Raw genomic sequence first — 15,648 nt, 5'->3', positions numbered from 1 at the left:
CTACACCGCACCCGCCTGCGGTTTTTGTGTTGGTTTATTTTTTCAGTTTCATTTTTCTACAAACCCTAGCGCCAGCCCGCGCCCCGCCTGGGACTTCGCACGCAAACCCAAACTGAAAATATTGAAAAGAATTTCAGTATTTTTCAAAATAAAGTCTGATACATTAATACGCGTAGGGTGTAATTAATTGATTTTAAGTGTTTTTTATTTTTTTTATGTGCTGTGATTTCGAATGGAGGTAATTGATTTTGTAAATTAACCTTTATTTATCAAAATGTTATAATTATTTTTTTTGAAAAAATATGTAAAAAAATTGCCAAGAGATATGTTGGAGTGTAGAAATAATATGTATCTCTGCTGGACGCATAGAAAATGTACTTTTTACCATTATGACAAACCGATAATCGAGTGATTCTCAATGGACACGAAACTAGATTTGAGCCCATCTAAACTTGCATCTTGGTCACATGCGGCTTTGATTTTAAGCAAAAAAGTTCAAACGGGCTCAAAAAAAGCTAATGATGAACTTAAATATCTGCTAACCGAATTTAAAAGCATAGAAGGTATTTATGAGCATTTTTTTTCAATGGTACCTATTGATCATGACCTAGCTACTAAGCTAGATTCATTGTATTCAAAAATAAAGTTTGAAATGGATTATTTGACAATTAATGATCCCGGCTATCCAAATACTTTAAGAGATATTAAAGGGGTTCCACCTATAATTTATTTTAGAGGTAACTCTGATATTTTAAAGCTATCTAAAAGCATTGCATTTGTAGGCACTAGGGAGCTCGATAATGACTTGCACCGTATTCAAGGTGTTGAAGCTATAAAACGATTGTTCAATGCAGGGTATAAAGTGATTGTTAGTGGTTTGGCTAAAGGGTCAGATACTTTAGGACATCGAACCGCTCTAGATTTGGGTGGTAAAACAATTGCAGTGTTAGGAACGCCCCTTGATAAAAGTTACCCGTCTGAGAATAAACTCCTACAAGAAGAAATTGCTAATTCTAATCTTTTAGTAAGTGAATATCCAATCGGAATACTTACGCAAGGTTCTTCTTTTGCAAATAGAAATTTAACTACAGTAAGTTTATCAACGCACGGTGTTGTCGTTGCACGTGCCAGTGATAAAAGTGGTACGCAACATGCTATAAAGGCATGTTTAGAACAGAATAAGCCACTTTACATTCTAGAAAATAATATTCATGAGCCTGAATATACATGGGTTGCTAAAAATAAAGCTATATTGAAATTAATAAAATAAAGGTACTTTAAACCAAGGAATCGCCATGAAGGCAATCATATTTGATCTAGATAAAACGTTATTTGATACCGAGTCTTGTGATGTTTACCTTAGAACACGTGCAGGCCGTGATGCCATCTGTGGACTTCTGAGGGCTGGCGTTTTAAATACTCCACCGGTTGACCCTAGGATCGTTGCATATGTTAACGCACTGGCCATCCATGAGGGAATTGATGTTTATATTTTCTCCGATTCCCCACAAGAATATTGCGAGACAGTATTAGAGATAAACGGAATTCGTATTGAAGAAAGTAAAGTATTCGGTGCGCAACATAAACCTTGCATTCCACCAAATCCTATTTTTTCAAATTATGAAAATGTACTCATCATTGGTGACTCACCAAGGGATATTTATCTAGGGCATATTAAAAAGTGTCCAACGATATTTTTTACGCCTTTAACTAATTTTGACATAAAGTTTATAACTGAACAGAGTCAGCCGACAGCAGTTGCTGAAAATTTAGATGTTCTGGCTGAAAAAATCAAAGCTTTTTATCAAAATGAAATGATCTATGTAGCTCCAGATATTGAGAGGCATTTTTTAAAAGCTTCAATTGATGAAAGTATGATTGTTGACATTCCATCAGAAGATATTGGTTATTCTAAACAATATATCCCGGACCCAGGCTCTTGGCGCCCTCATAATCAGCAAGATAAATATACTTGGTTTAATGTCAGGCGAGTGATTAAACCATCTAAAGATTTAACTCCAGAACAATTAGAAGAAAAATTTAAAATGCAGTTTTATAATGCAGATGGAAAAATTGGAACATCTGGTTACTTACATCAGGTTGCTTACCATAGCTGTCTTGATTTTATTACATGGATTCAGAGTAAAAATATTACAGGGGATATATATTTGATTGCCACACCTGCATCTGTACCATTGGAATGTAATCATTCGTTTCCAATGTATCAAGTTGCTCAATGGTGGTGTAAGTGGCTATACATGAAAAAAAAGAATGGGCAGATTAATTTTAAAGTCTCTAATGGATCTTGTGTTGAGCGTTTCTGGCCTACAGTCCCTGCGCATATGTCGACAGGAGTGCGGCTGGTTTTACCCCACCTTGATACCTTAGGGGTTTTCAAGGATACAAAACCGTTTCCTCAGACAGCATCAGCAGTGATTATACTCGATGATATAGTAACTTCTGGTTCTCAAATGAAAGCTGTAGCAACACTACTGAAAGCCACTAATATCGTTCCAGAGGAAGTACCCATTTATGGCTATGCACTAGCAAAAACATATCGACCGGGCTCAACCTTTGAAGCGACTATTGCTGCCTTTATTGCTGCAGAGAAAGCAGGTGCTTAACTTAATGTCGCCATCCCGTCGCCATTAGATGGCTTTATATTTATTAATTTATTGATTTAAAAGGAATTTAAAAATAGAAAAGAAAAAACCCGATAATCTTGAACCTAAACAGGCGGGATTATCGGGCTCTCCAAAGTGGGGACTTCAAAGAAAAGCAGTGGCATTAATTAAGACTGCCTTTCCTGAACAAAGTTCGTTCAATGCTGCAAAAATCTAAAAAAATTATTGATTTTTTTAACGCGCATTGCGAATCAATGGGTTACATCAGCCTCCCGGCCAGACAATCACTATCAAGGTACCTGCCAAGGTCAGCAATACGTTAGCGATGGCGTAGGTTCCGGCATAACCGAGGGCTGGAATGTTGCTGCGCGCGGTGTCGCTGATGATCTCCATGGCCGGTGCGCAGGTGCGCGCCCCCATGATGGCGCCGAACAGCAGCGCGCGGTTCATGCGCAGCACGTAAGCACCGAAGATAAAGCAGATAACCACCGGCACCAGACTGACGATTAACCCTGAAATCAGCATCTGGCCACCAATCGCGCCTAACCCTTGATTTATCCCCGCACCGGCACTCAGGCCTACTCCGGCCATAAATACCATCAGGCCGAACTCCTTCACCATGTTCAACGCGCCCTGCGGGATATAGCCGAAAGTAGGGTGGTTGGCTCGTAAGAAGCCGAGCATGATCCCGGCGAACAGCAGCCCGGCGGCGTTGCCGACGCCAAAACTGAAGTTCTTAAATTGGAAAGTGATTAGGCCAATCATCAGGCCAAGAATAAAGAAGGCGCAGAAGGCCAGCAGGTCGGTGACCTGACTGTGAATCGAGATAAACCCGATGCGATCGGCCACGGCTTTCACGCGACGCGCGTCACCACTGACCTGCAACACGTCGCCCTTGTTGAGTACGATGCTGTCGTCGATCGGCATCTCAATCTGGCTGCGGATAACGCGGTTTAAGAAGCAGCCGTGGTCGGTCAGGTTCAGTTGGCTCAGGCGTTTGCCCACCGCGCTGCTGTTCTTCACCACCACTTCTTCAGTCACAATGCGCATGTCCAGCAGGTCGCGGTCAAAGACTTCTTTACCGTTACGGAAGCTTGGATCAAGGCGCGAGTGGGCGTCAGGGTAGCCAACCAGCGAGATATCGTCGCCCACTTGCAATACGGCATCGCCATCCGGCGTCGCCAAAATGCCGTTACGGCGAATACGCTCGATGTAGCAGCCCGTCTGGCGATAAATACCCAGCTCGCGCAGGTTCTTCCCGTCGGCCCAGGCGACGAGTTCCTGACCCACGCGATACGCGCGGATCACCGGCAGGTAAACCTTGCGCTTGCTGTCAGTGTCGAGGCCGCGCTCGCGGGCGATCTGTTGGGCGCTGGTTGGCAGGTCCTGGTGCTGTAATTTTGGCAGATAGCGCGCGCCAAAAATCAGGCTCACCAGGCCGATTAAGTAGGTCAGGGCATAGCCAAGGCTCAGGTTATCCAGTTCCGGACCGAGCATTTTACTGCCACCGAGGGTGTTCCTGAGAGTATCTCCCGCCCCCACCAGAACCGGCGTGGAGGTCATAGAGCCAGCCAGCATACCGGCGGTCAGCCCGATGTCCCATCCAAATAGCCGCCCAAGTCCCAGCGCGAGGAGCATCGCCGTGCCGACCATCACCAGCGCCAGCATCAGGTAATTTTTACCGTCGCGGAAGAAAATGGAGAAAAAGTTCGGACCCGCTTCAACCCCGACGCAAAAAATAAACAGCATGAAACCGAGATTGAGCGCCTCAGTGTTAATGCTGAAATGTTGTTGGCCGAGAAGCAGGGAAACGACTAATACGCCTATAGAATTTCCGAGTTGGACCGAGCCCAATCGTACTTTTCCCAGACAAAGTCCGAGCGCTAAAACTACAAATAATAACAGGATGTAATTCCCGTTTAACAAACTAGCGACGTTTATGTTCACAAGGATAACTTATTGTTTACCAACAAATTCTTGATATAAGGGGTTGTAAGGGATAAATTCAATTGCATTATATTTTAACCGTTTATTCTAAGGCTAAGGATATTAACGATCACTAAAACAACGCAATTTAGCGCGTTATTTTAGTCATAGATTGTTCATTCAGCCAGATAAAAGCGGGTGTTAGCATCTTTTAAGCATGTTTTGTGTTGCACAGGCAGTGCAGCTTAGCAGGGGAACTGCGGGGCGGGGACGAATTGACTCAATTTTGTTGTCGCTTATGAGCAAAACTTTAAGGAGGAAGTACTGATGCATCTGCGTTCGCGCGTCGGACCTATCATTTGTTGCGTGCTTTTCACGCTGATTTTTGTCTTACTGAAAACGGAAGTGATTGTGGTTCGCCACATTACCCCGGGTCCGGAATATGGCCTGCTGCTGTTTATTTTTCCCGGCATCATCACGGCTCATCTGGTGCAGCGGTCGGCGCTGTTTTATGCCTTTCTCGGTGCGCTGCTTGCCATTCCGGTGTGCTACTTATTGCGCATTGTCTACTTCGTACGCGTGCGTACTTTTATACAAGAGATGGCTTATGCCGGTAGCGCCATTTTCTGGTGTGTGATGGGCGCGCTGTTTTACCTGCTGATTCGGGCCATCGTGCTACATATGACCAAAGAGTAGTGTGAAAGAAGTTAAAAAATAAAGGCGCTCATTGAGCGCCTTTTTGCTGTGTAGACTTTGCCACGTCTCAGTCAAATTAAGACTGGAACAGAGCCAGATGTTCTTTAGCGTAAGCTTCGAAATCTGTGCAACCACCAATGTGGGTGGAGTCAATGAAGATTTGTGGAACAGTTTCAACCGGCTTACCGACAGTTTTTTCCAAATCGGCTTTTGAAATGCCTTCAGCGTGGATATCAACATAACGGAAATTGAAATCATCACGTTCTTCAGTCAGTTTTTCAGCCAACTCTTTTGCACGTACACAATAAGGACACGCAGGGCGCCCGAAAATCACTGCAAACATGGAGACTCCTTGATTTTTTAATGCCAGTAAAATGAATAAGTTAAAGTGTGATGCATTTTTATTTTGTTAACTGCATCACCTTTTGATGTCGGTACTATGCCTGTTACGCACGTCAAAAAACAGTAGGATTTACCTGTCAGTTTGATGCACTGCGCCTATCAGGCCGACGAACAAACGGGTTTATCACCTTTTTTTGCCCTGAAAAACGCTGCGTTTTGTTACAGCATTTGGGGTTAATGGACTTGCAAAGCCGTGAGCTAGCATCAATGATTGTCGGCTATTAGGCTTTTATTTTGTTTTCGTTCAAGGATTTCCCATGACCCCCACGATTGACCTCCTGCGCTCCCACCGTTCTATTCGTTCTTTTACCGACCAGCCGATCACCGATGAGCAGCGCGAAGCCATTCTTAGCGCGGCTCAGGGCGCATCGACTTCAAGCTTTTTGCAGTGTTCGTCAATCATTCGCGTTACCGATCCCGCGCTGCGTGAGAAGCTGGTGGAATTCACCGGCGGGCAGAAATATGTCGCCAGCGCCGCCGAATTTTGGGTTTTCTGTGCCGACTTTAATCGCAATCAACAAATCAATCCGCAGGCCGAGCTAGGGTTAGCCGAGCAGCTGCTGCTGGGCTGCGTGGACACCGCGCTGCTGGCGCAAAACGCCATGACGGCGGCGGAGTCACTCGGGTTGGGCGGGGTGTTTATCGGCGGTATCCGTAATCAGGTTGAAGAGGTGATTGGCCTGCTGAAGCTGCCGAAGTTTGTCATGCCGCTGTTCGGTATGTGTATCGGCCATCCGGCGCAGGATCATCAGGTGAAGCCGCGTATGCCGCAATCTATGCTAGTGCACGAAAACAGCTATCAGCCGCTCAACCCCCAAACCTTGGCGGAGTATGATGAGCAGCTGGCCGCCTATTACTTGCAGCGTGACAGCAATGCGCGTCGCGATACCTGGAGCGATTTGATTATCCGCACGCTGAAAAAAGAGCAGCGCCCACACATGCTGGCTGCTTTGCACAAGCAGGGCTGGGCAACGCGCTAACACTCTCCATCCTTGACGGGGCGTCTGATGAAAATAGCTATTCTTTCTCGCGATGGCAGTCTCTATTCGTGCAAGCGGCTGCTTGAAGCGGCGGAGTGTCGCGGCCATTCGGTCGATATCATCGACCCCTTGTCCTGCTATATGAATATCAATCCGGCGGCGCCCAGCGTGCATTATCGCGGCCGCCAGCTGGATAAATATCACGCAGTGATCCCGCGCATTGGTTCGGCGATCACCTTCTACGGCACTGCCGTGCTGCGCCAGTTTGAGATGCTGGGCAGCTTCCCACTCAACGAATCCGTCGCCATCACTCGCGCGCGCGACAAGCTGCGTTCGATGCAGATTCTGGCTCGCGAGGGGATCGATTTGCCGACCACCGGTTTCGCCAACATGCCGGACGATACCGCTGACCTGATTGCCTTGGTGGGCGGCGCGCCGCTGGTGGTCAAGCTGGTGGAGGGAACACAGGGTATTGGCGTGGTGTTGGCCGAGACGCGTCAGGCGGCGGAGAGCGTGATTGACGCCTTCCGCGGGCTGAATGCGCATATATTGGTGCAGGAATACATCCGCGAAGCCGAGGGCAGGGACATTCGCTGTCTAGTCGTCGGCAAGAAAGTGGTGGGAGCCATTGAGCGTCAGGCCAAGCCTGGCGATTTCCGCTCCAACCTGCATCGCGGCGGCACGGCCAACAAGGTGGAAATCACCGCCGATGAAAAAGCCATTGCGGTGAAAGCGGCGGCAACCTTGGGGCTGGATGTCGCCGGTGTGGATATCCTTCGCTCTAATCGAGGCCCGTTAGTGATGGAAGTTAACGCTTCGCCTGGATTGGAAGGTATCGAAAGCACCACCGGCTTGGACATCGCGGGCATGATGATTGACTACATTGAGCATCGCGCTCGCCCCGGTTTTCGCCTGAAATCCGGCGGCTAAGCGCCTTCACCTGCATTAATGTGCAGCAAGCGCGTATTGATCATAGCGCTTACTGACATAATTCCGTAAGCTATGTCCCCTTCGCGCCCTTTAAGGGCGCGCTTTTCTGCTGTCGACTTCATTGATTTAAACTTGTGAGGCATTTTATGGATTCGCTCATCGTCCCTGATTTGGCGTTGCTCCGGCGCTGGCTGGATCAGTTGGGGATATCATTTTTCGAGTGTGATTCCTGTCAGGCTCTCCATTTGCCGCATATGCAGAATTTTGATGGCGTATTTGACGCCAAGTTGGACATTGTTGATAACGTGATCCTGTTCTCCGCGCTGGCCGAAGTGAAGCCAACCGCGCTTATCCCCATTGTGGCCGATCTCAGCCAAATCAACGCCAGTTCGCTGACGGTGAAAGCTTTTATCGACATTCAGGATGACAATTTGCCTAAGCTGATTGTCTGCCAGTCGCTGGCGATTGCCGTGGGTGTGACGGTGGAGCAGTTTGGCTACTTCCTGCAACAGGCGGAAGAGCAGATGTCGATGATCATCCTCGAAGCCCATGCTAATGACATGCTGTTCGTAGGCGAGCCGGACGAAGGCGAGCCGCTAACCAACCTCAATGTCCCCATTCTGCATTAATCCTCTCTCGCCTTAACACTTCCCCATTGCAAATTTCTCGCATAAGCCGCGAATTCCCGCGGCTTTGGTGATTTTTTCCGCTTCCACTACACTCTTTAACAAACAGTTATTCTGTTATTTGCACATTGTTGCCATACATTTCACTTTGTTAATGGCTTATGTGCCACAGGGCATAGAGCAAAATTGCATAATTAATCGATAAATTGCGGTTTTGCCCGTCCGGTCTAGTAGCGAGGGGGCGCAGGGGGTATTCTGCTGATTCTGCGCTATAAGTTAATTACACCGTAAAACCAAATGGTTATTCGGCTCGCAGCGTTGGGCCCGTCAATGCATGCTTATGCAGATTCGGGCGCGACGGTTGGTCTGGTTATGAAAGGTTTTGTATCCATTTGAGATACAAGTTTAATTTTCCTTTTCCCCCTGTATTGGAGGTAGTAACGGATGTTCACCCTGCGTAAAAAGTGGTTATCGGGTGTTGTCGCCGGTCTGGTTATGGCCGCGTCCGTCACAGCGTCAGCGGAAGAAAAAACGCTGCACGTCTACAACTGGTCTGACTATATCGCGCCGAATACGGTGCCGGATTTCCAGAAGGAAACCGGCATCAAGGTGATATACGACGTTTTTGATTCCAACGAAGTGTTGGAAGGCAAACTGATGGCGGGCAGCACTGGCTTCGACCTGGTGGTGCCATCGGCGAGCTTCCTTGAGCGCCAACTGGCGGCAGGGGTGTTCCAGCCTCTGGATAAGAGCAAACTGCCAAACTACAAAAACCTCGATCCCGCGCTGTTGAAAATGGTCGCGCAGCACGATCCGGGCAACAAATACGCCATTCCTTACCTGTGGGCGACCACCGGCATCGGCTATAACGTCGATAAAGTGAAGGCCGTGCTGGGCAAAGACGCGCCGGTGGACAGCTGGGATCTGGTGCTGAAGCCTGAAAACCTTGAGAAACTCAAAAGCTGCGGTGTCTCCTTCCTCGACGCACCGGCCGAAATCTACGCCACCGTGCTGAACTACCTGCACCTTGATCCAAACAGCACCAAGGCCAGCGACTACACCGGTGCGGCGAATGACCTGTTGTTGAAACTGCGTCCAAGCATTCGCTACTTCCACTCTTCCCAATACATCAACGATTTGGCAAACGGCGATATCTGCGTGGCGATTGGCTGGGCGGGTGACGTGATGCAAGCCTCTAACCGCGCGAAAGAAGCCAAAAACGGCGTCAACGTGGCGTACAGCATTCCGAAAGAGGGGGCGCTGGCCTTCTTCGACGTGTTTGCTATTCCGGCGGATGCAAAAAATCTGGATGAAGCCTATAAGTTCCTCAACTACCTGATGGAGCCTAAGGTGATTGCGCAGATCAGCAACACGGTTTACTACGCCAGTGGCAACCTTGCCGCCACGCCGCTAGTCAATGCCGACGTGCGTAACAACCCGGGGATTTACCCATCGGATGCCGTGCGCGCCAAAATGTTTACGCTGAAAGTTCAGGACCCGAAAATCGACCGTGTTATTACCCGTTCTTGGACTAAAGTGAAAACCAACAAATAATACTCTTCATTCTTCGAGCTGCCGCCTTGATGCATCTCAAATGATAGTGAGTATTACCCCAGTGGCTCTGCGAAATAAACGCGCCGAGCCACTGCTTCTATTTCGGTTCCTCAATCTATGCGGCTTTTTACCGCCTTCTGCCGGAGATGTTTCTGAGTGAATGATGCAATCCCCCGTCCTCAGCCGAAAACTCACAAAGGCTTCACGCCTTTGCTGGAAATCCGCAATTTAACCAAATCTTTTGATGGTCAGGTCGCCGTGGATGACGTCAGTTTGACTATCTATAAAGGCGAAATCTTTGCCCTGCTGGGCGCGTCTGGTTGCGGCAAGTCCACCTTGCTGCGCATGCTGGCGGGCTTTGAAACCCCAACGCAGGGACAAATCGTACTCGACGGCGTCGACCTGTCGCAGGTGCCACCTTATCAGCGCCCAATCAACATGATGTTCCAGTCCTATGCCTTGTTCCCGCACATGACCGTCGAGCAGAACATCGCCTTTGGCTTGAAGCAGGACAAGCTGCCGTCGGCGGAGATCAAAAGCCGCGTGGCCGAGATGCTGACGCTGGTACATATGGAAGAGTTCGCCAAGCGTAAGCCGCATCAACTCTCCGGCGGCCAGCGCCAGCGCGTGGCCTTGGCGCGCAGTCTGGCGAAAAGACCCAAGCTGCTGCTGCTCGATGAGCCTATGGGCGCGCTGGACAAAAAACTGCGCGACCGCATGCAGCTTGAAGTGGTGGATATCCTCGAGCGCGTCGGCGCGACCTGCGTGATGGTGACCCACGATCAGGAAGAGGCGATGACCATGGCGGGGCGTATCGCCATCATGAACCGCGGTAAGTTTGTGCAAATTGGCGAGCCGGAGGAGATTTACGAGCACCCGACCAGCCGCTTCAGCGCGGAGTTTATCGGCTCGGTGAATATCTTCGAGGGGGTGCTGCAAGAGCGTCAGGACGAGGCGCTGATCATCAGCAGCCCGGGCTTAGTGCATCCGCTGAAAGTCGATGCTGACTCCTCGGTGGTCGACGGCGTGCCGGTGTTCGTGGCGCTGCGGCCGGAGAAAATCCTGTTGTGCGAAGAGATCCCTGAAGATGGCTGTAACTTCGCCGTCGGCGAAGTGGTCAACATTGCCTATTTGGGCGATTTGTCCATCTACCATGTCAAGTTACACAGTGGACAGATGATCACCGCACAGCTGCAAAACGGCCATCGCTTCCGCAAAGGCATGCCGACCTGGGGCGACGAAGTGCGCCTGTGCTGGGAAGCCGACAGCTGTGTCGTGCTGACCGTTTAAGGGGAGTTGAAGCCATGTCTTTTATTTCCGCGCATCCCGAGCCTGCCAAACCACCGGGTGGGTTAAAAGCCTATATCGGCCGCCTGCAGCAAAAGCACGGCCGCAAGCTGGTGATCCTGCTGCCGCTGGTCTGGTTCCTGCTGCTGTTCCTGCTGCCTTTCCTCATCGTGTTCAAAATCAGCCTGGCGGAGATGGCCCGAGCCATTCCTCCTTACACCGATTTAGTCACTTTCTCGGACGGCATGTTGGATATTGCCCTGAATCTCGGCAATTACATCTCGCTGACCGACGACCCGCTGTATATCGAAGCCTATTTGCAATCGCTGGAAGTGGCGGCGATTTCCACGGTCTGCTGTCTGTTGATTGGCTATCCGCTGGCGTGGGCCGTGGCGCACAGCAGTAAGTCAATGCGTAATATCCTGCTATTGCTGGTGATCCTGCCGTCGTGGACCTCATTCCTGATCCGCGTCTATGCCTGGATGGGTATCTTAAAAGATAATGGGGTGCTGAATAACTTCCTGATGTGGCTGCACGTTATCGACCAGCCGCTGGTGATTTTGCACACCAACCTGGCGGTCTATATCGGCATCGTTTACTCCTATTTGCCGTTTATGGTGCTGCCGATTTACACCGCGTTAACCCGTCTGGACTACTCGCTGGTGGAGGCCTCGCTGGATCTTGGCGCGCGCCCGCTGAAAACCTTCTTCAAAGTGATTATGCCGCTGACCAAGGGCGGGATTATTGCTGGCTCGATGCTGGTGTTTATCCCGGCGGTGGGGGAATACGTTATTCCTGAGCTGCTCGGTGGGCCGGACAGCATCATGATTGGCCGAATTTTGTGGCAGGAGTTCTTCAATAACCGCGACTGGCCGGTGGCCTCTGCGGTGGCGGTAATTATGTTGCTGCTGCTCATCATGCCAATCCTCTGGTTCCACAAATACCAAAACAAAGAGCTGGGAGACAAAGAATGAACAATTTGCCGGTTGTTCGCTCACCGTGGCGAATTCTTATTCTGGTGCTTGGCTTCACCTTTTTGTATGCGCCGATGTTGATGCTGGTTATTTACTCATTCAACAGCTCCAAGCTCGTTACGGTCTGGGCTGGCTGGTCAACTCGCTGGTATACTCAATTATTACATGATTCTGCAATGATTAGCGCAGTAGGCATGAGTCTGAGTATCGCCACGGCGGCGGCCACCATGGCGGTGATCGTCGGCACGCTTGCCGCGGTGGTGATTGTGCGTTTTGGCCGTTTCAAAGGCTCCACCGGTTTCGCCTTTATGCTGACCGCGCCGCTGGTAATGCCCGACGTGATCACCGGTCTGGCGCTGCTGCTGCTGTTCGTGGCGATGGGGCACGCCTTTGGCTGGCCCGCCGAGCGCGGCATGTTCACCATCTGGCTGGCGCACGTTACCTTCTGTAGCGCCTACGTGGCGGTGGTGGTGGCAGCGCGACTGCGCGAGCTGGACAGGTCAATCGAAGAGGCGGCAATGGACCTCGGCGCGACGCCGTTGAAGGTGTTTTTCATCATCACGGTGCCGATGATTGCCCCGGCGCTGGTTTCCGGCTGGCTGCTGGCCTTCACGCTGTCTCTCGACGATTTAGTGATTGCCAGCTTTGTCGCTGGGCCGGGGTCGACCACCTTGCCTATGCTGGTGTTTGCCAGCGTGCGTATGGGGGTGAACCCGGAGATTAACGCACTGGCGACGCTGATTCTGCTGGTGGTTGGCATCATCGGCCTGATTGCCTGGTGGTTTATGTCGCGGGCGGAGAAGCAGAGAATCAAAGACATGCAGCGCGCTTATCGGCATTAATTTTTAACCTTATACATAAACCCAAAGTCATGGGCGTTGACGTTCTGAGCGCCGCGGCAACGCCCAAAACCCAGGGGATCTAAGGAAAGATGAGATTTATACCCGTACCCGTAATGATTGGCGCGTCGGCGATTGTCGCCACGCGCTGCCTAGAGTTTATTTTGCTGTTCGATGCCATGGGCGTGGCGGGTGTGGTGGATTTTGTTCAGGCCAGCGCGGAGTCGTGGCTTAACTGCTTTATCCTGCTCGCCAGCCTGCTGATTGTGTGGATTGAATGTCACGCGTCTTACGCCATGATGCGCGGGCGCAACTGGGGGCGCTGGGCCTTTGTCGGCTGTCAGGCGGTGGTGGTGAGTTACATGCTGCTGGCGTCGTTCGAGTGGTTCGGGCCGAAGATTTTCCGCTTTGAAACCGAGACTCAGGGGCAGTTTCTGCACGCGCTGTTAATGCAAAAAGTCCCCGACATGGTGGTGCTTCTGCTGCTGTTTGCGCCTCAGAGTAGCCGTCAGTTTTTCCTGCGCCGCAGAGCAGCCTTTCAGGCCGCACGGTGATACACTGCGCGCCACGTTTTTCTCCGCTCATTCAATAACGGTCAATTTTCATGCATTGCGCACTTTATACCGCCGGTACCTGCCGTTCCTGCCAATGGCTGGACAAGCCTTACGCTCGCCAACTGGTCGATAAACAACAGGATCTGCGTCAGCTGCTGGCCGACCTGGCGGTAGGCGAATGGCTGGAGCCGGTCACCGGGCCGGAAAGTGCGTTTCGCAATAAAGCCAAAATGGTGGTCAGCGGCAGCGTGGAGCGCCCGCTGCTCGGCATGCTGCATCGCGACGGCACGCCGGTGGATTTGTGCGACTGCCCGCTGTATCCCGCTAGCTTCCCCGAGGTGTTTGGCGTGCTAAAAAGCTTTATCGCCCGCGCCGGATTAACCCCCTATAACGTCGCCCGTAAACGCGGCGAGCTGAAATTCCTGCTGCTAACTGAAAGTCAGAAAGAGGGCGGTATGATGCTGCGCTTTGTGCTGCGTTCAGAAGCCAAGCTGGCACAGCTGCGCGCCGCGCTGCCGTGGTTACAGCAGCAGTTGCCGCAGCTGAAGGTGATTTCCGCCAATATTCAGCCGGTGCATATGGCAATTCTGGAAGGTGAGCGCGAGATTGCGCTGACCGAACAGCAGGCGCTGGAAGAAGAATTTAACCAGGTGCCGCTGTTTATCCGCCCGCAAAGCTTTTTCCAGACTAACCCACAGGTGGCCGCCGCGCTGTACGCCACGGCGCGCGACTGGGTGCGCGAGCTGAACATCGGCAGCATGTGGGATCTGTTCTGCGGCGTTGGCGGTTTTGGCCTGCACTGCGCCACGCCGGAGATGAAGCTGACCGGAATTGAAATCAGCGCCGAGGCCATTGCCTGCGCCAAAGCGTCGGCTGACAGATTGGGGCTGAAGCAGGTGGAATTTCAGGCACTGGATTCCACCGGTTTTGCCACCGGCAGGCAGAGCATTCCCGATCTGGTGCTGGTCAATCCGCCGCGTCGTGGCATTGGTCAGGCACTGTGCGACTATCTCAGCCGCATGGCCCCGCAAACTATTCTCTACTCCAGCTGTAATGCTCAGACCATGGCGAAAGACTTGGCCGCTATGCCGGATTACCGCGTCGCGCGCGTGCAGCTGTTTGACATGTTCCCGCACACCGCGCACTACGAAGTGTTAACGCTGCTTTCGCGCCGTTAGCGGTTCGCCATCTGGCCAAGGATAAGCACCAGCTTATCGAAGGTTTCACTGAACAGGTGCTCGCTGAACGGCGCGAGCATCGGCATCATCAGGCTTATCGCCAAAATCCCAATACTTAGCGTCAGCGGGAAACCAATGACGAACACCGACAGCTGCGGCGTGACGCGGTTAAGCAGGCCGAGGCATACGTTGAGCGTCAGCAGCAGGGTGACAATCGGCAGGGCCAGCATCAGGCCGCTGCTGAAGACCATACTTCCTCCTTTCGCCAGCGCCATAAAACCGTTGCCATTCAAGGGTTGAGAGCGAATAGGCAGGGTCTGGAAGCTGTCGGCCAGCAGGGAGATCAGCCACAGATGGCCGTCAAAACTCAAAAACAGCAGTACCGCCAGCAGGTTTAAGATCTGCGCCAAAATCGGTGAGTTAAGGCGGTTGCTGGGGTCGAAGAAGGTAGCAAAGGAGATACCCATTTGCAGGCCGATGATCTCGCCCGCCATGCGCACGGCGGCAAAGGCCAGCTGCATGGTTAAGCCCAGGGCGCTGCCGATAATAATTTGCTGAGCCGCCAGCCAGAGCGCGCCGCTAGAGAACATCGGCACCTCAATTGGTGGCAGGCTGGGGGCAATCAGGAAGGTGATCATCATGCCGAGGCCAAGTTTCACGCGCTTCGGCACCTGCTTTTCACTGGTCACCGGCGCGGTGCTGATCAGCGCCAAAATGCGCAGCAGTGGCCAGAAGTACATGCTGAGCCATCCGGCAAGCTGGGTGCTGTCGAAGGAAACCATGGCTAGCCGATGATGTAAGGCAGGCTGGTGAACAGCGTGCGCATGTAGTCCAGCAGCAGATTGAGCATCCACGGCCCGGCGATAACGATGGTTGCCACCACGGCCAGAATCTTCGGAATAAAGGACAGGGTTTGTTCGTTAATCTGCGTCGCCGCCTGTAACAAACTGACGACAAGACCCGTGACCAACGCGGCTAAAAGCAGCGGCGCAGCCACGGCCAGCGCTATTTTCATTGCCTGGTTGCCAATCGCCATTACCGATTCAGGAGTCATTTACTTTGTATTCCAATGTGAATG

16 protein-coding genes are annotated in these 15,648 nt (G+C 51.3%); 12 read left to right on the top strand and 4 right to left on the bottom strand.

Translation table 11 applies throughout. From position 1 onward, the window contains the following. Positions 1–418 precede the first annotated feature (418 nt). Together SBO83_RS06225 and SBO83_RS06220 are read left to right on the top strand one after the other, a co-directional pair. The gene (locus SBO83_RS06225) at positions 419–1,270 is read left to right on the top strand and encodes a DNA-processing protein DprA (protein ID WP_396130822.1); all 852 of its coding nucleotides are present in this window, start codon (positions 419–421) and stop codon (positions 1,268–1,270) included. A gap of 25 nt (positions 1,271–1,295) precedes the next feature. After that, complete coding sequence (locus tag SBO83_RS06220) at positions 1,296–2,624, top strand: HAD family hydrolase (protein ID WP_396130821.1); 1,329 nt, start codon at positions 1,296–1,298, stop codon at positions 2,622–2,624. A gap of 264 nt (positions 2,625–2,888) precedes the next feature. On the opposite strand, the gene SBO83_RS06215 is transcribed toward SBO83_RS06220, so the two are convergent. Next, positions 2,889–4,571 carry an aspartate:alanine antiporter gene (locus tag SBO83_RS06215; protein ID WP_353501896.1) on the bottom strand — a complete coding sequence of 561 codons (1,683 nt, stop codon included), beginning with the start codon at positions 4,569–4,571 and terminating at the stop codon, positions 2,889–2,891. A gap of 306 nt (positions 4,572–4,877) precedes the next feature. On the opposite strand from SBO83_RS06215, the gene ybjM reads away from it, so the two are divergent. Beyond that, the gene (ybjM, locus tag SBO83_RS06210) at positions 4,878–5,246 is read left to right on the top strand and encodes an inner membrane protein YbjM (protein WP_396130820.1); all 369 of its coding nucleotides are present in this window, start codon (positions 4,878–4,880) and stop codon (positions 5,244–5,246) included. A gap of 76 nt (positions 5,247–5,322) precedes the next feature. On the opposite strand, the gene SBO83_RS06205 is transcribed toward ybjM, so the two are convergent. After that, positions 5,323–5,589 carry a GrxA family glutaredoxin gene (locus SBO83_RS06205; protein ID WP_034790052.1) on the bottom strand — a complete coding sequence of 89 codons (267 nt, stop codon included), beginning with the start codon at positions 5,587–5,589 and terminating at the stop codon, positions 5,323–5,325. Positions 5,590–5,905: 316 nt separating this feature from the next. On the opposite strand from SBO83_RS06205, the gene nfsA reads away from it, so the two are divergent. The 9 genes from nfsA (at position 5,906) to rlmC (ending at position 14,570) form a co-directional block, all read left to right on the top strand. Next, on the top strand, positions 5,906–6,628 hold the full coding sequence (gene nfsA, locus SBO83_RS06200; RefSeq protein WP_396130819.1) for an oxygen-insensitive NADPH nitroreductase: 723 nt from the start codon (positions 5,906–5,908) through the stop codon (positions 6,626–6,628). Between the two features lie 27 nt (positions 6,629–6,655). After that, positions 6,656–7,558: a 30S ribosomal protein S6--L-glutamate ligase gene (gene rimK / locus SBO83_RS06195; protein WP_396130818.1), complete on the top strand. Its 903-nt coding sequence runs from the start codon at positions 6,656–6,658 to the stop codon at positions 7,556–7,558. A gap of 146 nt (positions 7,559–7,704) precedes the next feature. Further along, the gene (locus SBO83_RS06190; protein WP_034790058.1) at positions 7,705–8,187 is read left to right on the top strand and encodes a YbjN domain-containing protein; all 483 of its coding nucleotides are present in this window, start codon (positions 7,705–7,707) and stop codon (positions 8,185–8,187) included. A 441-nt stretch (positions 8,188–8,628) separates the two neighbouring features. After that, positions 8,629–9,738 (top strand): spermidine/putrescine ABC transporter substrate-binding protein PotF, encoded by a 1,110-nt coding sequence (potF, locus tag SBO83_RS06185; RefSeq protein WP_396130817.1) that lies wholly within the window; start codon positions 8,629–8,631, stop codon positions 9,736–9,738. A 156-nt stretch (positions 9,739–9,894) separates the two neighbouring features. Next, the gene (gene potG, locus SBO83_RS06180) at positions 9,895–11,028 is read left to right on the top strand and encodes a putrescine ABC transporter ATP-binding subunit PotG (protein ID WP_396130816.1); all 1,134 of its coding nucleotides are present in this window, start codon (positions 9,895–9,897) and stop codon (positions 11,026–11,028) included. A gap of 14 nt (positions 11,029–11,042) precedes the next feature. Continuing rightward, complete coding sequence (gene potH / locus SBO83_RS06175) at positions 11,043–11,999, top strand: putrescine ABC transporter permease PotH (RefSeq protein ID WP_396130815.1); 957 nt, start codon at positions 11,043–11,045, stop codon at positions 11,997–11,999. Beyond that, the gene (potI, locus tag SBO83_RS06170) at positions 11,996–12,841 is read left to right on the top strand and encodes a putrescine ABC transporter permease PotI (protein ID WP_396130814.1); all 846 of its coding nucleotides are present in this window, start codon (positions 11,996–11,998) and stop codon (positions 12,839–12,841) included. Before potH ends, potI begins: the two co-directional genes overlap by 4 nt. A gap of 89 nt (positions 12,842–12,930) precedes the next feature. Further along, positions 12,931–13,392 carry a YbjO family protein gene (locus SBO83_RS06165; protein WP_396130813.1) on the top strand — a complete coding sequence of 154 codons (462 nt, stop codon included), beginning with the start codon at positions 12,931–12,933 and terminating at the stop codon, positions 13,390–13,392. Between the two features lie 50 nt (positions 13,393–13,442). Next, entirely contained in the window at positions 13,443–14,570 is a 1,128-nt protein-coding gene (gene rlmC, locus SBO83_RS06160) for a 23S rRNA (uracil(747)-C(5))-methyltransferase RlmC (protein ID WP_396130812.1), read from the top strand. Here rlmC and fliR read toward each other — a convergent pair. Further along, positions 14,567–15,352, bottom strand: coding sequence for a flagellar biosynthetic protein FliR (gene fliR, locus SBO83_RS06155; RefSeq protein ID WP_353501906.1), 786 nt, complete (start codon positions 15,350–15,352; stop codon positions 14,567–14,569). The two genes, rlmC and fliR, sit on opposite strands and share 4 nt — an antisense overlap. A 2-nt stretch (positions 15,353–15,354) precedes the next feature. Then, positions 15,355–15,624 carry a flagellar biosynthesis protein FliQ gene (gene fliQ, locus SBO83_RS06150; protein WP_353501907.1) on the bottom strand — a complete coding sequence of 90 codons (270 nt, stop codon included), beginning with the start codon at positions 15,622–15,624 and terminating at the stop codon, positions 15,355–15,357. Positions 15,625–15,648: the final 24 nt, after the last annotated feature.

Origin of the sequence: Ewingella allii, assembly GCF_044430645.1 — a bacterium.
Classification (GTDB): domain Bacteria; phylum Pseudomonadota; class Gammaproteobacteria; order Enterobacterales; family Enterobacteriaceae; genus Ewingella; species Ewingella allii.
Note: the sequence above shows the minus strand (reverse complement) of the source record. Positions and strands in the feature narration are given on the sequence as shown.

Coding starts and splice junctions, on each gene's coding strand:
- ybjM (WP_396130820.1), top strand. CDS start 4,878: ATGCATCTGCGTTCGCGCGTCGGACCTATCATTTGTTGCGTGCTTTTC.
- potH (WP_396130815.1), top strand. CDS start 11,043: ATGTCTTTTATTTCCGCGCATCCCGAGCCTGCCAAACCACCGGGTGGG.
- fliQ (WP_353501907.1), bottom strand. CDS start 15,624: ATGACTCCTGAATCGGTAATGGCGATTGGCAACCAGGCAATGAAAATA.
- potI (WP_396130814.1), top strand. CDS start 11,996: ATGAACAATTTGCCGGTTGTTCGCTCACCGTGGCGAATTCTTATTCTG.
- SBO83_RS06205 (WP_034790052.1), bottom strand. CDS start 5,589: ATGTTTGCAGTGATTTTCGGGCGCCCTGCGTGTCCTTATTGTGTACGT.
- rlmC (WP_396130812.1), top strand. CDS start 13,443: ATGCATTGCGCACTTTATACCGCCGGTACCTGCCGTTCCTGCCAATGG.
- rimK (WP_396130818.1), top strand. CDS start 6,656: ATGAAAATAGCTATTCTTTCTCGCGATGGCAGTCTCTATTCGTGCAAG.
- SBO83_RS06220 (WP_396130821.1), top strand. CDS start 1,296: ATGAAGGCAATCATATTTGATCTAGATAAAACGTTATTTGATACCGAG.
- SBO83_RS06165 (WP_396130813.1), top strand. CDS start 12,931: ATGAGATTTATACCCGTACCCGTAATGATTGGCGCGTCGGCGATTGTC.
- fliR (WP_353501906.1), bottom strand. CDS start 15,352: ATGGTTTCCTTCGACAGCACCCAGCTTGCCGGATGGCTCAGCATGTAC.
- nfsA (WP_396130819.1), top strand. CDS start 5,906: ATGACCCCCACGATTGACCTCCTGCGCTCCCACCGTTCTATTCGTTCT.
- SBO83_RS06225 (WP_396130822.1), top strand. CDS start 419: ATGGACACGAAACTAGATTTGAGCCCATCTAAACTTGCATCTTGGTCA.
- SBO83_RS06190 (WP_034790058.1), top strand. CDS start 7,705: ATGGATTCGCTCATCGTCCCTGATTTGGCGTTGCTCCGGCGCTGGCTG.
- potF (WP_396130817.1), top strand. CDS start 8,629: ATGTTCACCCTGCGTAAAAAGTGGTTATCGGGTGTTGTCGCCGGTCTG.